This is a genomic window from Lysinibacillus alkalisoli, from assembly GCF_014643595.1.
Classification (GTDB): domain Bacteria; phylum Bacillota; class Bacilli; order Bacillales_A; family Planococcaceae; genus Metalysinibacillus; species Metalysinibacillus alkalisoli.
In genome coordinates this window covers 1-11,780 of the sequence record NZ_BMJT01000001.1, presented here as the reverse complement: position 1 = coordinate 11,780, position 11,780 = coordinate 1, and the positions used below count along the sequence as shown (strand labels likewise).

At 37.2% G+C, this 11,780-nt stretch carries 11 protein-coding genes; 2 read left to right on the top strand and 9 right to left on the bottom strand.

All coding sequences use genetic code 11. The features are described 5' to 3' along the window. Positions 1-52 precede the first annotated feature (52 nt). On the bottom strand, positions 53-691 hold the full coding sequence (locus IEW44_RS00055; RefSeq protein ID WP_229704117.1) for a GntR family transcriptional regulator: 639 nt from the start codon (positions 689-691) through the stop codon (positions 53-55). Positions 692-865: 174 nt separating this feature from the next. On the opposite strand from IEW44_RS00055, the gene IEW44_RS00050 reads away from it, so the two are divergent. Then, on the top strand, positions 866-2,731 hold the full coding sequence (locus tag IEW44_RS00050; protein ID WP_188612972.1) for an SEL1-like repeat protein: 1,866 nt from the start codon (positions 866-868) through the stop codon (positions 2,729-2,731). Positions 2,732-2,820: 89 nt separating this feature from the next. On the opposite strand, the gene IEW44_RS00045 is transcribed toward IEW44_RS00050, so the two are convergent. The 8 genes from IEW44_RS00045 to aceA all read right to left on the bottom strand — a co-directional run bounded on the left by IEW44_RS00045 (position 2,821) and on the right by aceA (position 10,801). Further along, complete coding sequence (locus IEW44_RS00045; protein ID WP_188612971.1) at positions 2,821-3,222, bottom strand: hypothetical protein; 402 nt, start codon at positions 3,220-3,222, stop codon at positions 2,821-2,823. A 71-nt stretch (positions 3,223-3,293) separates the two neighbouring features. Next, the gene (locus IEW44_RS00040; RefSeq protein ID WP_188612970.1) at positions 3,294-4,664 is read right to left on the bottom strand and encodes a sensor histidine kinase; all 1,371 of its coding nucleotides are present in this window, start codon (positions 4,662-4,664) and stop codon (positions 3,294-3,296) included. Next, on the bottom strand, positions 4,661-5,335 hold the full coding sequence (locus IEW44_RS00035; protein ID WP_188612969.1) for a response regulator transcription factor: 675 nt from the start codon (positions 5,333-5,335) through the stop codon (positions 4,661-4,663). The genes IEW44_RS00040 and IEW44_RS00035 overlap by 4 nt, the downstream gene beginning before the upstream one ends. 107 nt (positions 5,336-5,442) lie before the next feature. Further along, positions 5,443-6,552, bottom strand: a complete 1,110-nt coding sequence (locus IEW44_RS00030) for a DUF1648 domain-containing protein (RefSeq protein ID WP_188612968.1) — start codon at positions 6,550-6,552, stop codon at positions 5,443-5,445. Next, complete coding sequence (locus tag IEW44_RS00025; protein ID WP_188612967.1) at positions 6,552-6,941, bottom strand: GntR family transcriptional regulator; 390 nt, start codon at positions 6,939-6,941, stop codon at positions 6,552-6,554. Before IEW44_RS00025 ends, IEW44_RS00030 begins: the two co-directional genes overlap by 1 nt. Before the next feature lie 68 nt (positions 6,942-7,009). Then, on the bottom strand, positions 7,010-7,690 hold the full coding sequence (locus tag IEW44_RS00020; RefSeq protein ID WP_188612966.1) for a hypothetical protein: 681 nt from the start codon (positions 7,688-7,690) through the stop codon (positions 7,010-7,012). Between the two features lie 210 nt (positions 7,691-7,900). Further along, a complete protein-coding gene (aceB, locus tag IEW44_RS00015; protein ID WP_188612965.1) occupies positions 7,901-9,496 on the bottom strand; it encodes a malate synthase A in 1,596 nt (531 codons plus the stop codon). 24 nt (positions 9,497-9,520) lie between these two features. Then, positions 9,521-10,801, bottom strand: a complete 1,281-nt coding sequence (gene aceA / locus IEW44_RS00010; protein ID WP_188612964.1) for an isocitrate lyase — start codon at positions 10,799-10,801, stop codon at positions 9,521-9,523. 202 nt (positions 10,802-11,003) lie between these two features. On the opposite strand from aceA, the gene IEW44_RS00005 reads away from it, so the two are divergent. After that, complete coding sequence (locus IEW44_RS00005) at positions 11,004-11,675, top strand: LytR/AlgR family response regulator transcription factor (RefSeq protein ID WP_188612963.1); 672 nt, start codon at positions 11,004-11,006, stop codon at positions 11,673-11,675. Positions 11,676-11,780 lie beyond the last annotated feature (105 nt).

The following is an 11,780-nucleotide window of genomic DNA, read 5'->3' as shown; positions in this document are numbered from 1 at the left end:
GCACATTAAAACCCCTGTACTCCTAGATATAGCAAGGGAGTAAGGGGTTACATTAATTTTTATATAAAAAGTTTTTTACACGCTCATAACAGGTCTCATTACCAATAAAATAAATCATATCGCCTTCTTTAAAAGTAGCATACGGCCCTGGAGAAAGTAATAAACCATCACTACTTTTAATGCCTACAATGGTAGCTTCTGTATTTTGCCAAAAATTCATCGTTTGTAAACTCTCATCAATATAAGGTGTTTCATTTGTAATGGCTATTTGAAATGGTACAAATGGATTGATAGAACGAAATCTCTCTGTTCTTTCAATTAATTGAGTCATCGTATCTTCAAACGCTAATAATTCTTCGCGTTGTCTTGCTAAACTATTTAACAAATCATTTTGCATCTCTTGGACAGACTGCACATCCTCATAACTGTGTACAAATTGAGCAGCTTTTTCAAAAGATGTGATCATAACGCCACTGCCTTTAGTAGCAACTACAATATCTAAATCTTGCAATACAGCAACTGCTCGCCTTGCTGTCTCAGCAGAAACACCATATTGGCTCGCTAAAGAAGAACGAGCATAAATTTTCTCACCAACAACATAATGACCAGCTACAATTTTGCTTGCGATGTCTGCCGCTATTTTTTGATACTTAGGTTGACGAATCGGCAATGTTTTTTTCATGTTTGCCATGGTATTCCCTTCTTTCAAAATTACTCAATAATATTTCATATTATATAATGTTTTATGTATTTAGCCACTGTCAGTATTTCCTTTATTACTTAAAATATCTTATATTTTTGACGATAAATGAGATAAGTGTTTATTTTTTTCATATAATTTTCAAATTTGAAGGGAGGAACAATCATGATCAGTCAAAAAATGATGTTAGATCAATGTTTGCAACTAAAAAAAATAGAACTACACCCTATTGCTAATCAGCTACAACTCGCTTATGAAAATGCTAACGCCAACCCACGTGTTGCTTTACAAAGTGCACAAGTTGTTATTCACGACTTAGTAAAAGCTTCCTATTGTCAGGAAATGAACGTAAAGGAAGTGACAAGCCCCACTCGAACACTACTCACATCCAAACCATTCATTGCTAAAATCCAACCGAGGCGCATTCACTTATTAATGAATTTGGTTTATAAAATGACACGTCAACAAAGTAATGACGTTGTCACAGCTAAAACAGCACGAATTGTTGTCGACTACTTGGCAGACATTGTTGAATGGTTTTTGGCGAGGGTTGAGCAACTACCAGTGCCACAAGAGCACTACATGCAAGAAGTAACACCATTAAATCCCTTTGATTTATCATCAGAAGAAGACCATACACAAGCTGCACAATGGTTTGCACAGGCGGCTAATCATGGACATGCGAGTGCGCAATATAACCTTGGCGTCTTATATGAAACAGGACATGGTGTAAAAAGAGACTTAGCTAAAGCCATACAGTATTATAAATTAGCTGCAGAGCAAGAAGATGCCAATGCTTTATTTAGTTTAGGCTTACTGTATCATGTTGGCACGCAATTAGAAACCGATTACAATAAAGCGATGTCGTATTATAAACGAGCAGCGGCTAAAGGTAATGATAATGCCATGTATCATATTGGTGTGTTATACAATCAAGGGCTTGGCAGAGAAGTCGACTATGTTAAAGCTGCCAAATGGTTTACACAAGCAGCGGCTAAAGGTAATACAAACGCTATGAATAATTTAGGTTTTATGTATTATAATGGCAATGGTGTCACACAAGACGATAAACAAGCCGTCGCTTATTTTCTGCAAGCAGCACAAGCTAATGATGCCAGCGCTCAGTATAATTTAGGTTTTTTATATCGTAAAGGGCAAGGTATTGAGCAAAACTTTGGCAAGGCGGCATACTGGTTTCAATTAGCGGCATTACAAGACCATATAAATGCACAATTCCAACTTGCTTTACTCTATCAAGCAGGTTTAGGTGTCAAACAAGACTTACAAGAGTGCATGAAATGGTTAAAGTTAGCCGCTTCTGATGACCATATGAACGCACAATATACATTAGGTATGCTCTATGCCCAACAACAAGAGCATGACCAAGCGTTACAATGGTTACAGTGGGCTTGTGAAAAAGGGCATGCGCCTGCAATGTATGAGCTTGCTAGGCTTTACATACACTTAGCACAAATAGAGAAAGCACAACCGCTCTTAGAGCAAGCAGCGACAAAAGGCAATGCCGATGCACAAATCATGCTAGCTCAACAATACCAACAACAAGGGCAACTCACCAAAGCCGAGCAGTGGCTAAAAAAAGCGTTACAACAGCAACAACCCGACGCTTACGTTGCTTATGGTTTATTCACATTACAACAACAGCAGTTTGAAGAAGCGCATCACTATTTGCAACTAGCGGCACGCGCAGGTCATGTAGAGGGTGCTTACCAATATGGGAACTTATATGATAAGGGAATAGGTGTAGCACAAGATTATCAAAAAGCGGCACCGTGGATTGAATTTGCCGCAACAAAAGGACATGCCAAAGCACAATATCAATTAGCACAAATGTATTATAGGGGAGAAGGCTTCTCTAAAAATATAAAACAAGCGATTAAATATTATCGTTTGGCTGCTGCACAAAATCATAAGAAAGCACAATATCAATTAGGGATGTTATATAAAAAGGGAGAGGGTGTCACACAAGATTATAAAGAGGCGGCACGTTGGTTCAATCAATCATTAACGTAATACATACAATATTTGAGAAAACATGCTTGAATAGATGTTTTAATATAAATAGGCACTGATGGAACAATATCCACCAGTGCCTATTTTATTTATGCTGTTTTTTGTGGTTTCTCTATCATAAATGTCACAATAACAAATAATGCAAAGCTAATTAATAACGTTGTGCCACCTGCAATAAAGAATATAAGGTTAAACACATGCGGTGTATTAAATGGATTGAGATTAAATAACCACATGCCAATCGCTAAACCAAATGCGCCAATTAACCCTGTAATAACTTGTGCTGTCACTAATTTTTTTACTTTAACGGTGTACATTGTATAAAAAATGCCCCATGCAAACATACTTAGCCAACCGACTAATAAAATGTGAACATGAATCGCCTTTAATGCATAGCTTCCGGCTCCAGCCATATGCGAACCAATATAAGTACCTAACAAACCAAATATCGCTGCAAAGCGAATTAAACGAATTGCCCATTGTTTTTCCATGGTAATTCCCCCTGTTGTTCAATTGTACTTTTAGTGTAAACGCGCTATATGAACTTTAGGTGAACTCCATATTACAAACAAGGCAATGTCACAATAATCGTTGTGCCGTTATTTTCTTGGCTATCAATATGGATCGTACCTTGATGACGTTCAATAATTTGTTTAACAATGGGCATACCTAAGCCTGTGCCATGTGCCGTGCGCGCACGATCTGCCCTGTAAAAACGTTCAAAAATACGTAACTGGTCATCTGTTGTCATGCCAATACCACTATCTTGGATGCAAATCATAATGGCTCCCTGAGATGGCTGCGCCTTTACTGTAATATGACCACCTTGTACATTATATTTGATGGCATTCGTCAATAAATTATCCCAAACATTTTGTAATAAGTTTTCATCCCCGTTGTAAGTAAACTCTTCAATTTCATACGTTAATTCCAATTCTTTTTCTTCTAATTGCCAACGATATTTTCTTATGGTCTCTCTTAATTGAGTACTTAAAGAAAAAGGTTTGCTCTTTAATAAACGTTTAGAGCTGTCTAATGTATTTAATAATAATAATTGTTTGGTTAAATTGGATAAGCGTTTGGTCTCTACTTCAATAATGGCTGCATACTCCAGACGTTCGGCTTCCGTCGTGGCAGTGGCAATTAACTTGGTATACCCTTCAATATTTAACAATGGTGACTGAAAATCATGTGAAACATTACTAATAAATTCTTTACGCAATAAATCATTCTCTTGTAGTTGCTGTGACATTTGTTGAAAGCTATTGGCCAACTGCCCAATCTCGTCCTCACGTTCAATATTTAAAGCCGTTGCGAATTGCTCATCCGCTACATTATGTGTAGCAATCGTAAGCTTTTTAATGGGGTTAATAATGGTACGTGCTAATAACATAACGCCAATCAAACTCAAAATAAACATCGCTGCCATTAAGGCACCTAAAATACGATGTACTTCTGAAAATAACAATTTAATATTAGGTCGCATAAATAAAGCATATGTCTCATCTTTATAAGAAAAAGGTACACCTACTGTATTGACTAACTCATTAGCAAAAAAGCCTGTGACAAATGTCTCTTTAGGGAAGTCACGCATACCATGGTACGCTTCACCATTTAACACTTGCGCCACAGCACTTTGAGGCAATACTTTATCTCGATAAGCACCACCATAAAACTGCCCTTCTCCCTTATCATTCACCACATATAATTGGTAACCTACTTCTCCTAGCATGCTGAGATAATCTTGTAACACGAGATTTTGTTGTTGTTCAATATACGTCACCATTTGCTTAGCAATTTCAATATTTTTCTCATCATTAGGTGCTTTAATGACTTGGTGATAGTACGTATTTGTAATAAAGAAACCGATAAAGAGGCTACCAATCATTAGTAAGAGCGTCGTCAGTGTAAATTTACTGTATAGCGTTTTCATCCTTGAACCTCAAGCTTGTAACCTACACCACGCACTGTCTTAATAGCAATATATTGTGTGTATTTGTTCATGCGTTCTCTGAGGCGTTTAATGTGGGTAGTTAATGTCTGCTCATCTCCCTCATAATCATAACCCCATATTTGCTCCATAATAGCGGTGCGTGTAAATACTTGATTGGGTCTTGAAGCGAGTAGCGCAAGCAATTCAAATTCTTTTAATGGCAACATTAATGTATGTGTGCCAATGACTACCTCAAATCGATTGCGATCAATTGTCATTTCTCCTACATGAAATTGCATTTGATTTTTCTTATCGTATCTTCGCAAGATAGCTGCCACTCTAAAAAGTAATTCTTTAGGTTCAAAGGGCTTCACCACATAATCATCTGTCCCTGCTAAAAAACCTTGCGCTTTATCCTCAAGCTCACCCTTAGCTGTTAACATTAATACGGGAATATCGTAATCTTCACTTATCACTTTTGTTAACTCATAACCATTCATACCTGGCATCATTACATCGACTATTGCTAAGTCTGGCAACTGCTCGTCCATTTGACGAAGTGCTTGCTCCGCACAATCTGCTTGAATTACTTGATAACCTGCTTGTCTCAAATGAATAGATACTAGCTTTAAAATATGTGCATCATCATCAACGACTAATACAACATTCACAAAAAGCCCTCCCTGAATTTATTATTGGTTGTTTTAGTATAACAAACCCTAAAGTAAGTTGACTTATCTCAGCACAACAAAAAAGAATAGACGTATGTTGTCTACTCTTAATTAAGTACCCCAATTAGTATACCCATCACTATCATCAGTATGACAGGTAAAACAACTAAAATATAACTCCATGTATTGCCTAAATTTAATGTCCACCCTAAACCTAAACGTTTTTCTAAAAAAACAGAGCTATCTTTGCGGTTACAATAAACAAAACCGAGCCACCAATACTGATCATCATCAACGTCTGCTAAGTTGCTAACAATATCCTGCTCATACAGCATACGGCAGCGCTTCTTTATACTAAATAACGCAATAGTTGTTAACGTATTAATAAACGCAAAGCCCATAAAGATAGCCATTACATATGTTGGTTTAGCTAATGTATGATGTACTAGTGCTAGCCCCATATAACTAACTAGTAAAATAAAACTCATTGCCAGTACAAAAAAATAATAACTCATATATTTTCGCAAACGTAATTGGGCTGTTATAGATGCCTCTTTAGCATTAACTAGCCCCACAATCGCAGAGCGTTTCAAACCATAAAACATCCCAAACGTCACCCATAGTTGCATCAACAAAAAGAATGGCAATGCTAACACACTACTATAATTTTTATGCAGAAATTGATCCGCCTTACCCTCAAAGTTAAAGTGGATTGGAATTGCATCTGGTAACAAAGCATAGTGTCGCATCAAATAAAGAAAGAGCACAACAGGAAATAGAAACAATACCAAATAAAAATGTGTAGGCAACATCGCATCTCGCTGTCTTGCTGTGAGGTCCACAACACGTACTTGCTTCACTTGTCCAAACCAATTTTCTTGTTGTTTAGTGCGGTTTATTTTCTTATGAAAATACATATAAATACTTACAGCGACAATCTGTACAAATAACATGACAACAATAATCATGATGACTACTTGTTCTTCGTGCCATTGAAAAACAACTGTTGCCAATACAAATATTACGATAATACCTATAAAGCTCAACAAACAAACGAATTTACTATAGTTTTTTTTGGCTTGTGTTAACACCACATGTTGGCTTTGTTGTGGTGGAAAAGTAACGCCAAAAGCAGTTGTACTTTTTACAACGCTAGGTAAAAATGCTTGAACACCTGTTGTTACAACATAAATAAATAAAAAAATAGCGATGATCATTACAACATGGCTTCTTTCGTTGTAAGCTCTCGCAATAATTGTTGCAACATGTTTTCCAATTGTTGCTCTGTTGCACCTAACACTATACCTTCTGCTAATACAGGTTTTAACGCTTGTTGTAAATAAAGGAGTTGTTGTTCATTCAAGGCATCTCCAGCACACACGACTGCGCCTGACTTGGCTTTAATCGTTACTACACCTTTCTCTGCTAAAGCTTTATAGCTTTTGTTCACAGTATGCATATTCACACCTAAATCAGCTGCCATTGCACGCACAGATGGTAATGTATCACCAACTTTAATTTCACCTTTTACAATACCTTCAATAATTTGTCTTGTTAATTGCTCATAAATAGGAACCGAAGACGTTGGTTCGATCATAATAAACATACTTTTTCACTCCTACTTGTTATAAGAAAAGTATAACAAATAACCTTGCTTCACAAAAGGCTCTACACTCATTTTACAGAAAACCAATCTAATAAAATATAACAGCGCTGTTTCATTAATAAATAACGTGCTTCGTCATTTGTACTGTTTGCCACTTCTTTTATCTCTTGCTCCAATTGTTGTTCCCAATTCTCTTGTTCTACTTGGAGTCGCTCTTTATTTGTGGTAGATAATGTCGTTTGAAGCTGCTGATATATACTCTGCATAAGCGCAGTTATCTCTTGTGTAGCTTCTCTGATAGCGCCTGTTTCAATCATAATATCTAAATTGGTTAATTGCTCCCGGTACGCTACAACAGCACGTTGCTGTTCTTTATTCTCTGCCTTGGTTTGTTCTTGTTCTTCATAGGTTTGTTGTGCAGCTGTTTCTTTTAACTCTTCTAATTGATGTGTTAGTTCATGCAAGCTTTTCTCAATCAATTGTGCTTGTTGATGTTGTTGTAAGGTAGTTATTGCTTGTTCTAATTCTTGTATATTTTGTTGTTGTACGTATTTTTCCGCTTGCTCTAATTGCTCAATAAGTTGTAGTTGTGTGGCTTGCTCTTCAGATGTCGCCATACGCTGATATAATGCTTTAGCTTGTGGCACATCATTATTTTGCAAGGCTTCCTGGGCTTGTTCTTGAGATGTATCTTTCGTACAGGCTGATAAAATAATAGTACAGAAACCAATTAACATATATTTTTTCACGCAGTTACCTCCTAATTTGCCACTATTTTACCATAATAAAAGAGGCTATGCTTTTGCATAGCCTCTTTTTTAGACCCCTTTTGTTTAAACCTGTTCTTACACTTCTCATTGTTAAACTTATTGTCGAGTATAAGTTTAATCATTACGCTGCATTCGACTTCAGCGCAATCTATGTGCTATTTATATTTAGGAGAGTTACTGTGACAAATTTTACGCTAATTTTTCATAGCCTGGTAATGTTAAAAATTCTGCAAAATCGTCTTGTGTAATTAAAGTTTTGAATAATTCCGCTGCTTCTGCATAGCGGCCTTGTTCATAAGCTTGTTCCCCAACAGCTTCTTTAATTTTAACAAGTTCTTCTTCTAATACATCTAAAACAAAGCGCTCCGTGATGCCTCTTCCATCTTCCAAAATCCCTTTATCATGGCGTATCCATTGCCACACTTGTGTGCGTGAGATTTCTGCTGTTGCAGCATCTTCCATTAAATTATTAATTGGCGCTGCACCTTGTCCGCGAAGCCAAGATGCAATATATTGAACACCAACACTACAATTTACCCGTAAACCTTCAAGAGTAATCGTCCCTTCTGGAACTGCTAATAAATCATCTGCTTTAACAGTGACGTCCTCTCTTTTTTTATCAATTTGATTTGGTGTTTTCATCACACCATCAAATTGTTCCATAGCAGTAGCAACCATACCTGGATGTGCTACCCATGTGCCATCATGACCATCTGTTGCTTCACGATGTTTGTCTTCAGCCACTTTAGCAAATGCAATTGCATTCGCTTCATCATCCCCTTTAACAGGAATCTGTGCAGCCATCCCACCAATTGCGGGTGCATTTCGTTTATGACAAGTTTTAATACATAATTGCGTATAAGCACGCATAAATGGCACTGTCATGGTTACTTGCCCTCTGTCTGGTAAAATCACATCTGGCTGATTACGCAAACGTTTAATAAAGCTAAAGATATAATCCCAACGTCCACAGTTTAACCCTGCAGAGTGTTCACGTAGCTCATATAAAATTTCATCCATCTCAAAAGCAGCCGTGATTGTTTCGATTAATACTGTTGCTTTAATAGTCCCTTGTGGAATGCCAATATACTCTTGTGCATGTACAAAAATATCATTCCATAATCGAGCTTCTAAATGACTTTCTAATTTTGGCAAATAGAAGTATGGGCCTGTGCCTTTAGCTAACGCATTTTTAGCATTATGGAAAAAGTATAGACCGAAGTCAAAGAAGCCACCTGAAATCTCTTCACCATTCACCAATAGATGTTTCTCCATCAAGTGCAGACCACGTGGGCGCACTAGTAATATAGCACATTGGTCTTGTAAGCGATATGTTTTGCCATTCGACTCTTGATAAAATTCAATCGTCTTATTAATCGCATCTCGCATATTAATTTGCCCACTAATCATATTCTCCCATGTGGGAGCTGAGGCATCTTCAAAGCACGCCATAAACATTTTTGCACCTGAGTTTAATGCATTAATTACCATCTTACGGTCAACAGGACCAGTAATCTCAACACGTCGATCTTGTAAATCCTCAGGGAGTGGCGCAATTGTCCAATCTCCCTCGCGAATTTCTTTTGTTTCAGGTAAAAAGTCGAGTTTTTCACCTTGATCGAGGCGCTGTTGGCGCTCTTGACGTTTCGCTAACAACGCTTTGCGACGACCGTCAAATTTCTCATGTATAGACTGCAAAAAAGCTAATGCTTCAGGCGTTAAAACTTCCTTTGTTTGTGCATTTTGTTCGCCAATGATTGAAATAGCACTTGTTGCTTGTTCCATACAAAAACCCCCATCCCTCAAAAATTAAAACTGTGCTGTTTCTGTAGAGCCAGCCATAGCTGTTGTTGATGATGTACCACCTGAAATCACTTGTGATACTTCATCAAAGTAACCCGTACCTACTTCACGTTGGTGTTTTGTCGCTGTATAGCCTTTAGACTCAGATTCAAATTCAGCTTGCTGTAAGCGAGAGTATGCAGCCATACCTTCATCTTTATATGCATTAGCTAATTCAAACATAGAGTGATTTAATGAGTGGAAACCAGCTAGTGTTACGAACTGGAATTTATAACCCATTTTACCTAACTCACGTTGATATTCAGCAATCTCTGCATCTGAAAGATTAGCTTTCCAGTTAAATGATGGTGAGCAGTTATATGCCAACATTTTTCCTGGGAATTTAGCATGGATTGCATCTGCAAACTGACGAGCCTCTTCTAAAGATGGATGCGAAGTTTCACACCAAATTAAGTCTGCATAAGGTGCATAAGCTAGACCACGTGCAATAGCTTGGTCAATCCCTGCACGTGTACGGAAAAACCCTTCTGGTGTACGCTCGCCTGTGATGAAGTCAGCATCACGTGGATCTACGTCTGATGTCACCATATCTGCTGCGTCAGCATCTGTACGAGCGATTAAAATGGTTTCTGTCCCTAATACATCCATTGCTAGGCGAGCAGCAATCAAGTTACGTACCGCATTTTGTGTGGGTAGTAATACTTTACCACCTAAATGTCCACATTTTTTTTCTGAAGCTAATTGGTCTTCTAAGTGAACCCCTGCAGCTCCAGCTTCAATCATACCTTTCACTAGTTCAAATACATTTAATGGACCACCAAAGCCTGCTTCTGCATCTGCTACGATTGGCGCGAACCAATCAAAGCCATCGTTGCGTCCTTCAGAATGGTCGATTTGATCTGCTCTTTGTAAAGATTGATTGATGCGTTTTACTACTGCTGGTACTGAGTTTGCTGGATATAATGATTGGTCAGGATACATTTGACCAGAAAGGTTTGCATCTGCTGCTACTTGCCAACCTGAAAGATAAATCGCTTTCAAACCTGCTTTCACTTGTTGAACTGCTTGATTTCCTGTTAAAGCACCTAAAGCATTAATGAATGGCTCTTCGTTTAAAGACTTCCATAAACGTGCAGCTCCGCGTTGAGCTAATGTTTGTTCAATCACTACAGACCCCTGTAATTTCACTACTTCTTCTGCTGAATATCCTCGTTCGATACCTTCCCAGCGTTTATTTTCTGCCCATTCTTTTTCTAATGTTTGAATTTGTTCTTGACGTGTTGACATGTAACTCCACACCTTCCCTTTTTATATACAGTTCAACTTTTTTACATTTAACTGTTCCATAACAGTCGAACTTGTTGTAAATTAATATATAACAGAAAGTTTTAAAAGTCTTTGTTTTACGACAGAACTATATATTTGAAAGATGAGTTATCAATAGTCATGACAAAAACAGAAAATTCAAACGATATAGGGGTGGATTAAAATGATACAGACAATCGAAACTGAAGTAAAAAAAGTAGTCATGCAATACCAAGAGTTACTAAAGGACTGGTTACCAACTCATAGCTCCATTGCCATTGCGCAAAATGATACGTATATTTATTTCTCCTCCACAAATGAAAACTTTCAATTGAGTGTAGGTACACCTGTTTTAAAAGAAAGTATCGCTTATCGTGTTCTACAAAAAAACAGTAAAATTGATGCCATGATTGATAGTACATTATTTCAACAACCTTATTATGGTGTAGGCTATCCTATTACATTATCTAACAAGCCAGCAGCATTAATCATTATTTTGCCGCCAAGTTTCCAATTTCCACAGGTAGAGCCTTTATCTTTTTTAACAGGAAAAAATGAAGAAGGTTGGTTTCCTATAGCCCTTGAAGACATTATGTATATCGAAAGTTTACAGAAGAAAACATGGTTTTATTGTAAAAGTGAGCAACTAACTACTACAATCACGCTAAAAGAATTGCAATTAAGATTACCTAGTTATTTCATTCGCATACATCGTTCTTACATTGTAAATATCTTATTCATTAAAAATATTTCAAGAGATATGAGTTCTAGTTTTCAGCTCATTTTAAAAGATGGCACGACTTTACCTATCAGTCAATCTTATATTAGCGAAGTACGAGAAATACTAAGCTTTTAATTTTAATATTACTCATAACAAAAACCCCTGTTACGATTTTCGTAACAGGGGTTTTAACAAGTGCCTAGCAACGTTCTACTCTCGCAGGACCTACGTCCAACTACC